This window comes from Crossiella sp. SN42 (assembly GCF_023897065.1).
Classification (GTDB): Bacteria; Actinomycetota; Actinomycetes; order Mycobacteriales; family Pseudonocardiaceae; genus Crossiella.
On sequence record NZ_JAMHIV010000018.1, the window covers coordinates 1 to 14,320 of the forward strand.

17 protein-coding genes are annotated in these 14,320 nt (G+C 72.4%); 10 read left to right on the forward strand and 7 right to left on the reverse strand.

The window, feature by feature from the left end; all coding sequences use genetic code 11:
* Positions 1 to 55 precede the first annotated feature (55 nt).
* Positions 56 to 1,045, reverse strand: coding sequence for a YdcF family protein (locus M8C13_RS21820; RefSeq protein ID WP_252482510.1), 990 nt, complete (start codon positions 1,043 to 1,045; stop codon positions 56 to 58).
* 160 nt (positions 1,046 to 1,205) lie between these two features.
* Here M8C13_RS21820 and M8C13_RS21825 point away from each other — a divergent pair, with 160 nt between their 5' ends.
* Positions 1,206 to 1,988: a class I SAM-dependent methyltransferase gene (locus M8C13_RS21825; RefSeq protein WP_252482511.1), complete on the forward strand. Its 783-nt coding sequence runs from the start codon at positions 1,206 to 1,208 to the stop codon at positions 1,986 to 1,988.
* 160 nt (positions 1,989 to 2,148) lie between these two features.
* Here the strand turns inward: M8C13_RS21825 and M8C13_RS21830 are convergent, their stop codons facing one another.
* Positions 2,149 to 2,694: a TetR/AcrR family transcriptional regulator gene (locus M8C13_RS21830; protein ID WP_252482512.1), complete on the reverse strand. Its 546-nt coding sequence runs from the start codon at positions 2,692 to 2,694 to the stop codon at positions 2,149 to 2,151.
* An 84-nt stretch (positions 2,695 to 2,778) separates the two neighbouring features.
* On the opposite strand from M8C13_RS21830, the gene M8C13_RS21835 reads away from it, so the two are divergent.
* Both M8C13_RS21835 and M8C13_RS21840 read left to right on the forward strand, forming a co-directional pair.
* A complete protein-coding gene (locus M8C13_RS21835) occupies positions 2,779 to 3,696 on the forward strand; it encodes an SDR family NAD(P)-dependent oxidoreductase (RefSeq protein ID WP_252482513.1) in 918 nt (305 codons plus the stop codon).
* Between the two features lie 71 nt (positions 3,697 to 3,767).
* On the forward strand, positions 3,768 to 4,217 hold the full coding sequence (locus M8C13_RS21840; RefSeq protein ID WP_252482514.1) for a universal stress protein: 450 nt from the start codon (positions 3,768 to 3,770) through the stop codon (positions 4,215 to 4,217).
* A gap of 6 nt (positions 4,218 to 4,223) precedes the next feature.
* Here the strand turns inward: M8C13_RS21840 and M8C13_RS21845 are convergent, their stop codons facing one another.
* A complete protein-coding gene (locus M8C13_RS21845) occupies positions 4,224 to 4,679 on the reverse strand; it encodes a GNAT family N-acetyltransferase (RefSeq protein ID WP_252482515.1) in 456 nt (151 codons plus the stop codon).
* Between the two features lie 61 nt (positions 4,680 to 4,740).
* On the opposite strand from M8C13_RS21845, the gene M8C13_RS21850 reads away from it, so the two are divergent.
* Positions 4,741 to 5,331 (forward strand): TetR/AcrR family transcriptional regulator, encoded by a 591-nt coding sequence (locus tag M8C13_RS21850; protein WP_252482516.1) that lies wholly within the window; start codon positions 4,741 to 4,743, stop codon positions 5,329 to 5,331.
* A gap of 1 nt (position 5,332) precedes the next feature.
* On the opposite strand, the gene M8C13_RS21855 is transcribed toward M8C13_RS21850, so the two are convergent.
* The 3 genes from M8C13_RS21855 to M8C13_RS21865 are packed head-to-tail and all read right to left on the reverse strand — an operon-like array spanning position 5,333 to position 7,631.
* Positions 5,333 to 6,379, reverse strand: a complete 1,047-nt coding sequence (locus M8C13_RS21855; RefSeq protein WP_252482517.1) for a hypothetical protein — start codon at positions 6,377 to 6,379, stop codon at positions 5,333 to 5,335.
* On the reverse strand, positions 6,376 to 7,281 hold the full coding sequence (locus M8C13_RS21860) for an ABC transporter ATP-binding protein (RefSeq protein WP_252482518.1): 906 nt from the start codon (positions 7,279 to 7,281) through the stop codon (positions 6,376 to 6,378). The genes M8C13_RS21855 and M8C13_RS21860 overlap by 4 nt, the downstream gene beginning before the upstream one ends.
* Positions 7,278 to 7,631 carry a GntR family transcriptional regulator gene (locus M8C13_RS21865; protein WP_252482519.1) on the reverse strand — a complete coding sequence of 118 codons (354 nt, stop codon included), beginning with the start codon at positions 7,629 to 7,631 and terminating at the stop codon, positions 7,278 to 7,280. Before M8C13_RS21865 ends, M8C13_RS21860 begins: the two co-directional genes overlap by 4 nt.
* A gap of 226 nt (positions 7,632 to 7,857) precedes the next feature.
* Between M8C13_RS21865 and M8C13_RS21870 the strand changes: the two genes are divergently transcribed.
* The 5 genes from M8C13_RS21870 (at position 7,858) to M8C13_RS21890 (ending at position 11,741) form a co-directional block, all read left to right on the forward strand.
* Positions 7,858 to 8,556, forward strand: a complete 699-nt coding sequence (locus M8C13_RS21870) for a TetR/AcrR family transcriptional regulator (protein ID WP_252482520.1) — start codon at positions 7,858 to 7,860, stop codon at positions 8,554 to 8,556.
* A 44-nt stretch (positions 8,557 to 8,600) separates the two neighbouring features.
* The gene (locus tag M8C13_RS21875) at positions 8,601 to 9,101 is read left to right on the forward strand and encodes a hypothetical protein (protein WP_252482521.1); all 501 of its coding nucleotides are present in this window, start codon (positions 8,601 to 8,603) and stop codon (positions 9,099 to 9,101) included.
* Entirely contained in the window at positions 9,101 to 9,619 is a 519-nt protein-coding gene (locus tag M8C13_RS21880) for a hypothetical protein (RefSeq protein WP_252482522.1), read from the forward strand. The genes M8C13_RS21875 and M8C13_RS21880 overlap by 1 nt, the downstream gene beginning before the upstream one ends.
* Positions 9,620 to 9,659: 40 nt before the next feature.
* On the forward strand, positions 9,660 to 10,685 hold the full coding sequence (locus M8C13_RS21885) for a LacI family DNA-binding transcriptional regulator (protein WP_252482523.1): 1,026 nt from the start codon (positions 9,660 to 9,662) through the stop codon (positions 10,683 to 10,685).
* A 117-nt stretch (positions 10,686 to 10,802) separates the two neighbouring features.
* Positions 10,803 to 11,741 carry a glycoside hydrolase family 6 protein gene (locus M8C13_RS21890; RefSeq protein WP_252482524.1) on the forward strand — a complete coding sequence of 313 codons (939 nt, stop codon included), beginning with the start codon at positions 10,803 to 10,805 and terminating at the stop codon, positions 11,739 to 11,741.
* 91 nt (positions 11,742 to 11,832) lie between these two features.
* Here M8C13_RS21890 and mgrA read toward each other — a convergent pair whose 3' ends face one another.
* A complete protein-coding gene (gene mgrA, locus M8C13_RS21895) occupies positions 11,833 to 12,828 on the reverse strand; it encodes an L-glyceraldehyde 3-phosphate reductase (RefSeq protein ID WP_252482525.1) in 996 nt (331 codons plus the stop codon).
* Positions 12,829 to 13,029: 201 nt separating this feature from the next.
* Here mgrA and M8C13_RS21900 point away from each other — a divergent pair, with 201 nt between their 5' ends.
* Positions 13,030 to 13,431 (forward strand): DUF1992 domain-containing protein, encoded by a 402-nt coding sequence (locus M8C13_RS21900; RefSeq protein ID WP_252482526.1) that lies wholly within the window; start codon positions 13,030 to 13,032, stop codon positions 13,429 to 13,431.
* The last annotated feature ends 889 nt before the right edge of the window (positions 13,432 to 14,320 follow it).

Genomic DNA, 14,320 nt, shown 5'->3' on the forward strand with positions numbered 1-14,320 from the left:
CCGCCAGCGGCCAAACCGATCACGACTCCCGCAGACGGGGCTTTAACGACACGGCCTAGAGCAAGAGCAGCCCGCCCAGCGCCGGCACCGACACCACGGCGAGCACGCCGACCGCGGTGGTCACCCGGTACTGCATGAGCAGCGCGACGAACTCGCGGATGAACGCACTCGGCAGGAAGTACAGCGCGGTGCGCGAGCCGACCACCCGCATCCGCAGCTTCAGCTGGTAGGACAGCACCGCGGTGCGGAAGACGTGGTAGTTGTTGGTCACCGCGACGATCCGCGCCCCCGGCCTGGTCACCAGCGCAGCGCTGAACGTCAGGTTCTCCTCGGTGGTGCGGGCCCGGTCCTCCAGCACGATGTGCTCGGCGGGCACCCCTCGGGCCAGCAGGTAGTCCCGCATGGCCGCCGCCTCGGTGGTGGTCTCCCCCGGCCCCTGGCCGCCCGAGACCACCAGCACGGGTTCACCCCCGGCCGCGCGGTCGCGGCGGTACAGCGCCAGGCCGCGGTCGATCCGGGCGGCCAGCAGCGGCGGCACCCGGTCGCCGATCAGCCCGCAGCCCAGCACCACCACCGCGTCGGCCCTGGCCCGGCTGCTCAGCCTGCCGTACACAAAGGAGTAGGCGAGCAGGCTGGCGAACAGGAACGCGAAGTAGCCGGTCACCAGGATCACCGCGATCAACACGAGTTGCGCGGCCCGGTCCAGCCGGGGCCCGAACACCACGGTGAACCCGATCAGTCCCAGCACGGCCAGTCCGGTCAGCAGGGACAGCAGGTTGGCCGGCCGGAAGGACTCCCGGCGTAACATGATCACTCCGTTGGCGACCATGGCGAACGGCAGCACCAGACCGATGAGCAGCACCAGCAGCCCGAGCACCACCACGATCTCGCCGTAGCCGTACTTGCCCAGCTCCCACAACGCCCACAGGCCGCCGAAGAACAGCAGGATGCCGAACCAGACCGCGTTGCTCACCCGGCGCGGTTCGCGCATCACCCGCACCAGGAAGACGAGGCCCGCGATTCCCGCCAGGATTCCGAACAGCACGTCAGCCCTCTCCCACCCGACCGGCGACCGTCCACAGTGTGCAGTACCGCCCGGGAGCGCGGACAGCGGGCTCCCCGGGCCGGATCCGCGACCGGATGGCCCCGCCGACTTTCGCCGGAGCCCGCCAGCCGTCAAGGTAATAGCCGGACCAGGAGGCGCGGTGGGCAGTTATCCCTTCGACAACGCGGTGGACGCCGCACGAACACGCATGGCGGCGCTGGAGGCCACCTACGACGCGGTGACCACGCCGCTGCTGGCCGAGCTCGGCGTGCGGCCGGGTCAGCGCTGCTGGGAGGTCGGCGCGGGCGGCGGCTCGGTCGCGCGCTGGCTGGGCGAGCGGGTCGGCCCGGACGGCTACGTGCTGGCCACCGACCTGGACACCCGGCTGCTGGAGCTCTCCGCGCCGGTGGAGGTCCGGCGGCACGACGTGCTCACCGACCCGCTGCCCACCCCCGGCTTCGACCTGATCCACTGCCGCCTGGTGCTCATCCACCACCCGGCGCGGGATGCCGCGGTGGCCAAGCTGACCGCCGCGCTCAACCCCGGCGGGGTGCTGCTGCTGGAGGAGATCCTGCCCAAGGAGCAGCGGGTGCTCAGCACCGACGACCGCAGGCAGGAGGCGTTCTGGACGGTGCAGACCCAGGTGCTGGACGTGCTGACCAAGCTCGGCTCCGACGACCTGGACTGGGCGCTGGGCGTGGAGAAACTGTTTGTCCACTGTGGACTGGAGCAGGTCGCGGCCAGCCGGTCCACGCCGATCTGGGTCGGCGGCGGTGAGGGCAGCAGGCTGCTGCTGGCCAACGCCTGGGAGCTGCGGGAGAAGCTGCGCGCGGCCGGGGTCGGGCCGGGCGAGCTGGCCCAGTTCACCCGGCTGCTGCGCGATCCGGGGTTCAGCGTCACCGCCTATCCGCTGGTCAGCACCTGGGGGCGGGCGCCGCGCTAGTGGCCTGAATCGGAGGTGCGGTGGCGGTATCGGCGGTCCAGCTTTCCGCTGGGCGTGCCGAGGGGAAGCCCTCGTACCGGGTTGTACGTGGGCTTTCCCGCGGTGCGGCCAGCGGGAAGCTGGGCCGTCGAGACCGCTGGCGCACCTCCGATTCAGGCCACTAGGGCGCGAGCGCCTTGCACAGCAGCGGGATCAGCCGCGCGCCTGCTTCGCCCCGGTAGTTGAGCATGGCCTGGCCGCCGATCATCAGCGCCTTGACGTCGGCGACGTCCACGTCCGCGCGCACCGCGCCTGCCTGCTGCGCGCGGGCCAGCAGCACGCCGATGGCCTGCTTGAACTCCGCGGTGCGCTCGGGTTCGGCGGTCTCGATGTCGAACTTGCTGCCCGCGAAGGCCTCCATCAGGCCCTGGTCGGTGACGTAGTCCTGGATGAACCGGCTGAAGTAGCCGTAGAAGGCCGCGCCGGGGTCCGCCGCCCCGGCCAGCTCGGTGGCACGGGCGATGAGCTGGTCGAACTGGTCGGCCACGATCGCCCGGAACAGCGCGTCCTTGGTCGGGAAGTGCCGGTACACGGTGCCCGCGCCCACCCCGGCCCGGCGCGCGATCTCGTCGATCGGCACCGAGAGGCCCTCGGTCGCGAAGGTCTCGTAGGCGACCCGCAACACGCGTTCCCGGTTGCGCACGGCATCCGACCTGAGCTTCTTCACACGGCCCTCCACTGGACAAACGGGGCGTGCGTTCCGTATGTTCGTAAACGGAACGCACACCCCGGATTATAGGTGGGAGCTGTCATGACCAAGCTGTGGAGCGCGGCCGAGGTGCCGGGCCAGACCGGGCGGGTCGCGATCGTCACCGGCGCCAACACCGGCATCGGCTTCCCCACCGCCCAGGTGCTGGCCCAGCGCGGCGCGACCGTGGTGCTGGCGGTGCGGGACCTGGAGAAGGGCAAGCGGGCCGCGGCCAGGATCGCCGAGACCGCGCCCGGCGCGCAGGTAGTGGTGCAGCGCCTGGACCTGACCTCGCTGGACTCGGTGCGCGAGGCCGCGGGCGAGCTGCGCGACTCCTTCGAGCGGATCGACCTGCTGATCAACAACGCCGGGGTGATGTACACCCCCAAGCAGCTCACCCAGGACGGTTTCGAGCTCCAGTTCGGCACCAACCACCTCGGCCACTTCGCCTTCACCGGCCTGCTGGTCGACCGCCTGGCGGAGACGCCCGGCGCGCGGATCGTCACCGTGGCCAGCATCGCGCACAACCTGCGCGCGCGGATCCACTTCGACGACCTGCAGTGGAGCCGCTCCTACGACCGGGTCGCCGCCTACGGGCAGAGCAAGCTGGCGAATCTGATGTTCACCTACGAGCTGGCCCGCCGGCTGAGCGCGCACGGCAGCCCGGCGCTGGCGCTGGCCGCGCACCCCGGCATCTCCATGACCGAACTGGTCCGCAACTCCCCCGCGCCGTTCCGCCTCGGCATGCGCCTGTTCGGCAGGCTGTTCACCCAGCCCGCCGAGCAGGGCGCGCTGCCGACCCTGCGCGCGGCCACCGACCCGGCCGCGGTGACCGGCCAGTACTACGGGCCCAACGGGTTCCGCGAGCTGCGCGGCGCGCCGGTGGTGGTGCGCTCCAGCAGGCAGTCCCGCGACGAGGAGCAGCAGCGGCGGCTGTGGGCGGAGTCCGAGCGCCTCACCGGTGTGATCTTCCCCGTGTGAGCCGCCGGTTTCACCGAGCCGTCCCCGGTGGTATTCGGCAAGCTGAACCCACGCGACACTAGGGAGGCGGCATGGCCGGAACGATCGTGGTGGGCGTGGACGGCTCCACCGAGAGCCTGCGCGCCCTGGGCTGGTCCCTGACCGAGGCCCGCCGCCGGGACGCCGAGGTGGTCGCGGTGATCGCCTGGATGCCCAACCCGGTGCCGTCCTCGGCGACCCCGTTCACCGTGGTCGAGCCCACGGACCTGGACGTGGACCACGACAAGGTGCACCGGGAACGCCTGGACGAGGCGATCGCCGAAGTCACCGGCGGCGAGCCGCACCCGGTGCGCACGGTGGTGCGGCAGGGCTACGCCGGTGACGTGCTGACCGAGGAGGCCGCCCAGGCGGACCTGCTGGTGGTGGGCAGCCACGGGCACGGACGGCTCTACCGCGCGGTGCTCGGCTCGATCAGCGCGGAGTGCATCCGCAAGGCGACCTGCCCGGTGGTGGTGATCCCGCCGAAGCTGGTGCCCCGCTAGCGGCGCCTACAGCTGCCGCCGGTAGCAGCGGGACAGCTCCGAACCCACGTACGGGCCGAAGTTCGCCACCGCGTGGTAGCCCTCGCGCTCGTAGAAACGCATCGCGTCCGGCTGCGCGGTGCCGGTCTCCAGCAGCAGGGTGCGCAGCGAGCGCCGCCGCGCCTCGTTCTCCAGTGCCCGCAGCACCACCACCGCCACCCCGGTGCCGCGCGCCCGCGGCGTGACGTACATCCGCTTGATCTCTGCCGAGTCCGGCCCGCGCAGCCGCAGCCCGCCGCAGCCGACCGCCTGGCCCTGCTCGTCCCTGGCCAGCAGGAACACCTCGATGTCGGCCGCCGTGGGTGGCGCGCCCGGTTCGTGGTCGGCGAAGCCGTAGCGGGCGTCCAGCTCCGCCCGCTGGGCCGCCCGCAGCGCCGCGCCCTCGGGATCCGCCCAGCTCACCTCGGTCACCCGCACCGTCATCGACTGCCCCTCTCCTCGTAACAGGCGTTACGGTAACATGTGTTACGAGAGGTGGTGGCCGATGGCGAGGACGGCGGATCGGGCGGAGCAGGGCGAGCGGATCTCCGCGGCGGTGTGGCGGCTGATGGCCGAGTCCGGGCCGCAGGGGCTGACCCTGCGGGCGGTGGCCGCGGCGGCGGGCTGCACCACCGGGCTGGTGCTGCACCGCTTCCCGGACAAGCGGGCGCTGCTGCGGCACGCCAGGGACCTGCTGCACCAGCGCACCGGCGCGGCGATGGACGAGCTGACCGCCGGGGGCGGCCCACCGGCGGCGGTGCTGCGCGCGGTGCTGCGGCACGCCGCCTCGGTGGATCCGGCGAAGCAGCAGGAGGCCAGGGTGTGGCTGGGCTATCTGGCCGCCGCGCTGGGTGATGACGAGCTGGCCGAGCGGCACCGCGCGGCCAACCAGTCCTTCCTCCGCCGGATCGAGCGACTGATCGCCCAGGTCCGTCCACAGTGGACCAGGGCCCGGCGGGCGACCGCCGCGCTGACCCTGGTCTCACTCATCGAGGGGATGAACACCTTGGCCACGGCCGATCCGGCGACCTACCGGCCGACCCGGCAGACCGCGGTGCTCGACACCGCGCTGGCCGCCCTGGACCTGACCGGCTGAGTCAGAGCGTGGCGGTGCGCCGCACCAGCCGCACCGCCAGCACCAGCAGCACGATCGCCAGCCCGAGGTAGAGGCCGGTCTCGACGAGCTGGATCGGCAGCACGCGCGCGTCGGGCTGGTAGTCGAGGTAGGTCTGCGTCCAGCCGCGTTCGGTGAGGCACTTGGACATCTCCGCCTGCACCTGGCTGTAGGTGGCGTTCGACGGGCTGACCTGCTCGGCCAGCTTGCGGCATTCGGCCACCAGTTCGCCGTTCTGCGGCATGGTCGCGCCCGAGGTGTGCAGGTACCCGGTGCCGGTGATCAGGTTGGCGCCCTCCAGCTTCGCCTGCTGTCCCAGCGGGGTGGCCTGGCGCAGCGGGGTCAGGTAGTGCGGGCGCAGGAACTCGGCCACGAACACCCGCACCGCGGCGAAGCCGAGCACGGTGACCAGCATGGCGATGACCGTGCGCCGGGCCACCGCGCTCACCGCGACGCCGAGGGCGAACCCGAAGAGCACGTAGCCGATCTGCAGCGGCGGCCACAGGTCGAAGGACATGCTCTGGTACGGGTGGAAGGCCGAGCTGTCCTGGCTGTGCAGGTACTGGGTGACCAGGGTGCCGGTGAGGCCGAGCAGGCCGGTGAGCACGGTGAGGGTCGCGCACAGCGCCAGCAGCCGGGTGCTCAGCCAGCGAGTGGGCGAGACGTCCTGGGTCCAGGCCCACAGGTGGGTGCGGTGCTCGTACTCCTGGGACAGCAGCGGCGCGCCCCAGAACGCCGCGACCAGCCCGGCGAAGAGCAGCACCGGGTACTCCAGCAGGCCGACCCGCCGGGCGATCGCCTCCAGGCCCGGCGAGGCGCCGCCGTCCGGGCAGGCGTTGCCGCAGGGCGGCAGTCCGCTGGCGGCGAAGTGGCTCCACAGGAGGAAGCCGGAGACCGCGGCCACCGCGAGGGCGGTGCCCAGGACCAGCCAGCGGTATTGGCGCCAGGTCACCCAGGCGAGGTCGAGGAATCCCGCGCCACCGCGCTTGCTCGTGGCGGGCGGGTCGGTGCGCAGCGTGCTGGTGGTCATGCCGCCCTCCTCTTGCTCGCGCGGCTGTTCTCCAGCTGTGCCAGCACGAACTCCTCCAGCGTCATCTCGCGGCCGCGCCACGGCGGGCTGACCTCCGGCGGCCGCCACGGCGGGGCGAAGCCCATCAGGTAGCTGGACTGGCGGTCGCTGTGCTTGGCCTGCACCACTTCTCCGGGCACGGGCGGGGTCGAGGAGCGCGGGCCGTCGTAGAAGCGGTGGCGCTCCAGGATGTCGTCCACCGGCCCGTCGGCCAGCAGCGCGCCGTCAGCCAGCAGCACCAGGTGGTCGGCGACCCCGCCGAGCTCGGCGACGACGTGCGTGGACAGCAGCACGGTCATCCCGGTCTCGGCCGCCTCGCCGAGCAGCTCCTGGGTGACCTCGTTGCGCGCCAACGGGTCCAGGTTCGCCAGCGGTTCGTCCAGCAGCAGCACCGAGGGGCAGGAGCCCAGCGCGATGGCGAAGGCCACCTGGGCCTGCTGCCCGCCGGAAAGCCTGCCGCACGGCCGGTCCAGCGGGATCTCGAAACGCTCCAGCCAGCGCGTCGCGCGCCGCTGGTCCCACTCGTGGTTGAGCCGGGCGGCCACCGCGAGCATGGTCGCCACGCTCAGCTGCCGGTACAGCGGTTTCTCTTGAGCGACAAAGGAAACCCGGCCCGCGGCGCGGCCCCGGCCGGCGGTGACCAGCCTGCCGCCGACCTTGGCGGTGCCCTCGGTGGGGGCCAGTAGGCCGGCCAGCATGCTCAGCAGGGTGGTCTTGCCCGCGCCGTTCGGGCCGACCAGCGCGGCCACCCGGCCGGCCGGCACCTCGAAGGTGCAGTCCCGCAGCGCCCAGTTCGAGCCGCGGCCGAAGCGGCGCCGGTACTGCTTGCCGATGCCGGCGACCTCCAGCGCGTTGCCGGTCACTCCTGCCCCGCCCGGCCGGAGAGCGCCGCGCCCAGCAGTGCCCGCATGTCCTCGTCGTTCAGTCCAGCCTCGCGTGCCGTTCGCACCCAGTCCTCCAGTCGTTCCCGCAGCTCCGGCGGAAGCTGCGCGGGGGCGGGGGCGCCGGAGTCCCGGACGTAGGTGCCCGAGCCCTGACGGACCTCGAGCACCCCGGCCAGCTCCAGCTCCCGGTAGGCCTTGAGCACGGTGTTCTGGTTCACCGCGCAGGTGGCCACTACCTCCCGGACGGTCGGCAGGCGGTCACCCGGCTTGATCCAGCCGAGCCGCACCGCGTCGCGGACCTGGTGCATGAGCTGCCGGTAGGCGGGCATACCCGCTGATCGATCAACCCGGAACTCCACCGCACCGCCCCTGAATTGTGCTAGTCAACTGTAACACTAGAAGACTGTAGCAAAGCTGGGTCGCCGAGGTCGGCTAGACCATGCCGCCGTAGGCGACCACCACGGCCTGCCCGTCGGCGGCCAGCCGCAGCGCGCTCGCCCGGCCGATGCCGCGCGGTCCGGAACGATGCTACTGGGTGTTTGTTAGCATTGATTCATGACCGAGAAGAGCGCCGAGTCCACCAGGGAACGCCTGGTCAAGGCTGCGGCGGAGCTGCTGGCCGAGGGCGGGAGGGACGCGGTGTCCACCCGTGCGGTGAGCGCCGCGGCCGGTGTGCAGGCGCCCACCCTCTACCGCCTGTTCGGGGACAAGGACGGGCTGCTGGAGGCGGTGGCCGCGCACGCCTTCGCCGAGTACCTGACCGGCAAGGCCGCCCTCGGCGAGAGCGCGGACCCGATCGAGGACCTGCGCCGCGGCTGGGACCTGCACGTCCAGTTCGGTCTCAGCCATCCCGCCTTCTACCTGCTGATGTACGGCGACACCCGGGCCGGTTCCTCGGGCGCGGGCAAGGAGTCCGAAGCGCGGCTGCACCGGATCGTGCAGCGGATCGCCGAGGCCGGGCTGCTGCGGGTGAGCGTGAGCCGGGGCGCGGACCTGGTGCACGCCACCGGCAAGGGCGTTGTGCTGACCCTGATCGCGAAGCCGGAGGACCAGCGGGACCTGGAGCTGTCCACGGCGGCCAGGGAGCACGTGATCAGCTCGATCACCACCGGCGGGCAGGCCGTCGGCGACACCGATGTGCCCGCCCGCGCCGCCGGGCTGGCCGCCGCGCTGCGCCGGGACCCGGCGGGCGCGTTGTCTCCGGCGGAGCAGGCGCTGCTGGTGGAGTGGCTGGACCGGATCGCCGACGCCTGAAATCCGCTGGCCGCGACGGCGCAGGCGGCACTAGCCTCCGCCGGGTGGCTGGTGATCGTTTCCCGGTGCTGTGGCTGTGCGGGCCGTCCGGCGTCGGCAAGTCCACGGTGGGCTGGGAGATCCACACCCAGCTGGACCGCTCCGGCTTCGTGGACACCGACCAGCTCGGCCTGTGCTCACCCGCGCCCGCCGATGACCCGGCGCAGCACCGGATCAAGGCGCGCAACCTGGCCGCGATGTGGCCGCACTACCGGGAGGCGGGCGCGGATCGCCTTGTGGTGTCCGGAATCCTGGAGTCGGCCGCGGTCGCCCGGAGCTACACCCGGGCGCTGCCGGGCGCGGCGGTGACGCTGTGCCGGTTGCGCGCGGGCTCCTCGGAGCTGCGGGAGCGGTACCTGCGCCGGGGCTGGCTCACCCACCTGGCCGAGGCCGCGCTGCGCGAGGCGGCGGAGCTGGACCGGGAGGACTTCGCCGACCTGTGCGTGGACACCACCGGACTGCCCGTGGTGGCCGTGGCGCGGATGGTGCTGGAGCGCTGGGTCTGATGAAGGCGCTGCTGCTGTGCGGCCCCAGGGGTGTCGGCAAGTCCGTGGTCGCCTGGGCGGTCTTCGCTCACCTGGCCCGGACCGGGCAGCCCGCCGCCTACCTCGACCTCGCCCAGCTCGGCTTCTGCCGCCCGGACCAGGGCTGGGTGAAGGCTCGCAACCTGGCCGCCGCCTGGCGCACCTTCCGCGCCACCGGCGCCCGCTACCTGGTCCTCTCCGGCGAGGTCAGCGATGCCGCCACCCTGGACGCCTACGCGGCGGCGCTGCCGGGGGTGCCGCTGACGGTGTGCCGGTTGCACGCCGACCAGGACCGGCTGACCGAGCGGTTGCTGGCCAGGGGGCGCGGCGAGGGGCCGCCGATCCCCGGCGACGACCTGCGCGGCAGGCCCCCGGCGGAGCTGCGCCGCCTGGCCGCGACGGCGTCCCACCCGCCGCTCGGCGACCTGTGCCTGGACTCGACCGACCGGTCGGTGGCGGAGGTGGCCGCGCTGGCCCGCGTGGCCTGGCTCGGCGACTAGGCTGATCATCCCGGGCAGCGGTGTGGATGAGGTGGTGGGCGTGACCCAAGGTGACCTGCGGCCGACGCTGGAAGACGTCGCCGCCTACGCGGGTGTGTCGCGCTCGACCGCGTCCCGGGCGCTCAACGAGGAGGCCTACGTCAGCTCCCGGGCCAGGGAGAAGGTCCTCGACGCCGCCCGCGAGCTGGGCTACTCCCCCAACCAGGCCGCCCGCTCGCTGGTCACCCGCCGCACCAACGCCATCGCGCTGGTGCTCTCCGAACCGGAGACCAAGGTCCTGGAGGACCCCTACTTCGCCGAGATCGTCCGCGGCGCCTTCCGCGAGCTGTCGGCCCGCCGCAGCCAGATGCTGATGATGCTGGTGGACAGCCGCGAGGACGTGCCGGGCACGGTGCGCTTCCTGGACGGCGGCCACGTCGACGGCGCGCTGGTCTTCGCCTCCCACCGGGCCGACCCACTGCCGTCCGCGCTGCGCTCGCTGCGACTGCCGATCGTCTTCGGCGGCGGCAGGCCCGGCGGCGCCACCCGCGGCCTGCACCTGGTCGACTTCGACAACGAGGGCGGCGCGAAGCTGGCGGTGCAGCACCTGTTGTCGTTGGGGCGCAAGCGAATTGGCACCGTCGCCGGTCCGCAGGACCAGCGTTCCGCGGTGGACCGGCTCACCGGCTGGCGCAAGACCCTCGGCTTGGACGACCGCGCCGCGAACCGGCTGTCCGAGGAAGGCGACTTCAGCACCGAAAGCGGCGAACAGGCCATGATCCGCCTGCTCGCCCGGGTGCCCAACCTGGACGCGGTCTTCGCCGCCAACGACCCCATGGCCGCCGGTGCGCTCCGCGCCCTGCACGCCGCCGGACGGCGGGTGCCCGAGGACGTGGCCGTGGTCGGCTTCGACGACCACCGGGGCATCGCCGAGGCGACCACTCCCCCGCTGACCACCGTGCACCAGGACCCGCGCGAGCAGGTCCGGCAGATGGTCGACACCCTGTGCCAGCTCATCGAGGGCGAGAACCCGCCGCCGCGGCGCAAGGTCCTGCCGGTCAGCCTCGTGCACCGCGCCTCGGCCTGAGGACAAGCCGCCTCTTCCCAGCGCGTGGTCACATCCGTAAACTCGCCCGTGTCTGGGAGCGCTCCCAGAAACCGCCGCCGCCTGTGTCCCTGTCACATCGGCAACTCGGAGTTTCGGATGAGCAGAAGGTCAGTGCCGCCCGTGCTCGCCACGGTTCTCATCGCCCTCAGCCTGGCGAGCACACCAGCCCACGCCGCCCCGTCAGGCTTCTACACCGACCCGGAGACCAGTGCCGCGAAGTGGGTGGCCGCCAACCCCAACGACGGCCGCGCCCAGGTGATCCGCGACCGCATCGCCAAGGTCCCCCAGGCCCGCTGGTTCACCACCACCAACACCAGCACGGTCCGCACCCAGGTCAACAACCTGGTCAACGCCGCGGCCAACGCGGGCAAGACCCCGATCCTGGTGGTCTACAACGTGCCCAACCGCGACTGCGGCGGCGCCAGCGGCGGTGGCGCCCCCAGCCACAGCGCCTACCGCCAGTGGGTGGACCAGGTCGCCGCCGGCCTGGCCGGTCGCCCGGCCACCATCATCCTGGAACCGGACGTGCTGGCCCTGATGACCAACTGCCAGAGCGCCGCCCAGCAGGCCGAGACCCGCGCCTCCATCGCCTACGCGGGCAAGAAGCTCAAGTCCGGCTCGGGCGCGGCCAAGGTCTACTTCGACGCCGCCCACTCCAGCTGGCACAGCGCAGCCGAGATGGCCAGCAGACTCGCCCAGGCGGACATCGCCAACAGCGCCGACGGCATCTCCCTCAACGTCTCCAACTACCACTGGACCCACACCGAGACCGCCTACGCCAAGAACATCCTGTCCCGCCTCGGCAACTCCCGCCTGCGCGCGGTCATCGACACCAGCCGCAACGGCAACGGCCCCCGCGGCAGCGAATGGTGCGACCCGGCCGGCCGAGCCCTGGGCACCCCCAGCACCACCTCGACCGGCGACTCGCAGATCGACGCCTACCTGTGGATCAAGCTGCCCGGCGAGGCCGACGGCTGCATCGCCCCGGCAGGGCAGTTCGTCCCGCAACGCGCCTACGAACTGGCCACCGGCTGACCGGCCCCCGGGGCGAGCCCCCAACCCGCCCCGGGCATCGGCCCGCTACCGACCGGTCGGTAGCGGGCCACCCAACTTTGTCCCCCGCCGCTCAGCGCGCGCCGAGCAACCCCTCGATCTCCGCCAGCTCCTCCGCCGCGAAGTCGAGGTTCGCGGTGGCCGCGACGTTGTCGGTCAACTGCTTGACGCTGCTGGCCCCGATCAACGCCGAGGTCACCCGCTCCCCGCGCAACACCCACGCCAGCGCCAGCTGCGCCAAGGTCTGCCCGCGCCGCTTCGCGACCTCGTTGAGCCCCCTGGCCACCGCGAGCTGCGCCTCGGTGATGCCCTCGGCCTGCAGGAACGGACTGGCCCCCGCGGCCCGCGAGTCAGCCGGAATGCCGTCCAGGTACCGATCGGTCAGCAGCCCCTGCGCCAACGGCGAGAACGCGATCGACCCCGCCCCCACCTCGTCCAGCACGTCCTGCAACCCGTCCTCGATCCACCGGTTGACCATCGAGTACGAAGGCTGGTGGATCAACAACGGCGTGCCCAGCTCCGCCAGCACCGCCGCGGCTTCCCTGGTCTGCTCCGCCGAGTAGTTGGACACCCCGACGTAAAGCGCTTTCCCCTGCCGCACCAAGGAGTCCAGCGCCCCCATGGTCTCCTCGATCGGGGTGTCCGGGTCCGGCCGGTGGTGGTAGTAGATGTCCACGTAGTCCAGCCCGAGCCGGGCCAGGCTGGCCTCCAGCGAGGACACCAGGTACTTGCGCGACCCCCACTCGCCATACGGCCCCGGATGCATGAGGTACCCGGCCTTGGTCGAAACCAGCACCTCGTCCCGGTAGTTCCGCAGATCCGCGGCGAACAACCGCCCGAAGTTCTCCTCCGCGGCGCCGGGCGGCGGACCGTAGTTGTTGGCCAGGTCGAAGTGCGTGACCCCGAGGTCAAAAGCGGCTCGCACGATGTCACGCTGGGTGTCCAGCGCCTTCTCATGGCCGAAGTTGTGCCACAACCCCAACGAGATCGCGGGCAGCTTCAGCCCACTGCGACCACACCGGCGGTAGGTCATGGCGTCATAACGCGCATCAGCGGCGACGTAGGTCATCGTGCTCCTTGTGGCCAGTCGAAACTACGCGAACGCTAACCCATCCCCGCCAGCCACCGCCCCACCGCGCACACCCGCCCCGCCGACCCACCCCGCGACCCGGCCCCAACTCCGCCTGCGCCCCACCAACTCTCCTGCACACTGGATGGCGAGCCCCCACCAACCCCAGCCCCACCCCGGACCCGCCAAGGAGGCCCGCCCATGACCACCCGGAAACCCGCAGACGCGACCTGGGAAACCTGGGTCGAGCGCCAGATCCGCGAAGCCATGGAACGCGGCGAGTTCGACAACCTGCCCGGCGCCGGCAAACCCCTCCCCGACGCCAACCAGCCGTACCAGGAACTGTGGTGGATCAACCGGAAACTGGCTGACGAGAAGCTCACCAACCTGCCCCCGAGCCTGATCCTGCGCAGGGACGCGGCCACGGCGTATGAGGCGGCTCTCGCCGCGCCGACGGAGGATCGTGCCCGGGCGATCATTGAAGCGATCAACATCCGGATCGCCGCGGCCATCCGCAACCCGCCTCCGGGGCCGGGCCTGGACCTGGTGCCGTTCAACATCCGCAAGGTGCTCAAGACGCGCCGCAGCAACCAGGCTGGCTAACGCACGAATCCGGTTGCCGCTCACGTGCCCCAGCCCTGGCCCAGCTCGGCCCGCCCCCGGCACGCGCGGTCCGGGCCGCCACTCCCGCCCGGCACGCGCGGTCCGGGCCGCCACTCCCGCCCGGCACGCGCGGTCCGGGCCGCCACTCCCGCCCGGCTCGCGCGGCTCGACCCGGCGCCGCCCGACCCGACCCGGCACTGCACGGCTCGGCCCGACCCGGCACGGCACGGCTCGGCCCGACCCGGCACGCGCAGCCCGGCCCGGCACTGCGCCCGGCTCGCCCGGCTCGCGCGCTCAGCGCGGCACGGCCCGCGCGGTCCGGTACTGCTCGACTCGCACGGCTCGGCTGGATCGGCACGCGCGGCTAGCGCGGCTCGGCGCGCCCGCCCGGCCCCGCAGCGAGCCGCCGTCCCCGCCAGCCAGCGCCACGGGGTCACGTCGACCGGCCGCCGTTCTCACCCGGCCTGCCACGTCTGCCCCGCCTCCGCGACTTTCCGACTGCCGTCGCTTCCGGTGTGCGCCCTGCCCTGGCCGCCGAGGTCCGCTCTCGCGTGGGCTCTCGCCGGTTGCCGACGGGGCGCGGGCTCTTGCCAGTTGCCGGCGGGGCTGTCGCCGGTTGCCGGCGGGGCTGTCGCCGGTTGCCGTGGGGCTGTCGCTGGTTGCCGTGGGGCTGTCGCTGGTTGCCGGTTGGTGTCGCTCGGTGCCGGTGCTGTCGCTCGGTGCCGTGCTGCCGCTCGGTGCCGGTGACTGTTGTTCTTGGGTGGTTGCCTGGGGCGGGAGGGGGGAGCCGATCGTGGTGCCCTGCGCCGCCCTCCGCTTCCTACTGCGGTAACGAAATGATCATGGGTCAAAGTTCCGTGGGGCATTCACTATGACCGGCATACCGACT

What these genes read in the sequence shown, in the direction of transcription:
- M8C13_RS21855 (WP_252482517.1), bottom strand. Translation starts at nt 6,379, where the DNA reads ATGACCACCAGCACGCTGCGCACCGACCCGCCCGCCACGAGCAAGCGC.
- M8C13_RS21900 (WP_252482526.1), top strand. Translation starts at nt 13,030, where the DNA reads ATGACCACCCGGAAACCCGCAGACGCGACCTGGGAAACCTGGGTCGAG.
- M8C13_RS21835 (WP_252482513.1), top strand. Translation starts at nt 2,779, where the DNA reads ATGACCAAGCTGTGGAGCGCGGCCGAGGTGCCGGGCCAGACCGGGCGG.
- mgrA (WP_252482525.1), bottom strand. Translation starts at nt 12,828, where the DNA reads ATGACCTACGTCGCCGCTGATGCGCGTTATGACGCCATGACCTACCGC.
- M8C13_RS21865 (WP_252482519.1), bottom strand. Translation starts at nt 7,631, where the DNA reads ATGCCCGCCTACCGGCAGCTCATGCACCAGGTCCGCGACGCGGTGCGG.
- M8C13_RS21840 (WP_252482514.1), top strand. Translation starts at nt 3,768, where the DNA reads ATGGCCGGAACGATCGTGGTGGGCGTGGACGGCTCCACCGAGAGCCTG.
- M8C13_RS21850 (WP_252482516.1), top strand. Translation starts at nt 4,741, where the DNA reads ATGGCGAGGACGGCGGATCGGGCGGAGCAGGGCGAGCGGATCTCCGCG.
- M8C13_RS21870 (WP_252482520.1), top strand. Translation starts at nt 7,858, where the DNA reads ATGACCGAGAAGAGCGCCGAGTCCACCAGGGAACGCCTGGTCAAGGCT.
- M8C13_RS21890 (WP_252482524.1), top strand. Translation starts at nt 10,803, where the DNA reads ATGAGCAGAAGGTCAGTGCCGCCCGTGCTCGCCACGGTTCTCATCGCC.
- M8C13_RS21845 (WP_252482515.1), bottom strand. Translation starts at nt 4,679, where the DNA reads ATGACGGTGCGGGTGACCGAGGTGAGCTGGGCGGATCCCGAGGGCGCG.
- M8C13_RS21880 (WP_252482522.1), top strand. Translation starts at nt 9,101, where the DNA reads ATGAAGGCGCTGCTGCTGTGCGGCCCCAGGGGTGTCGGCAAGTCCGTG.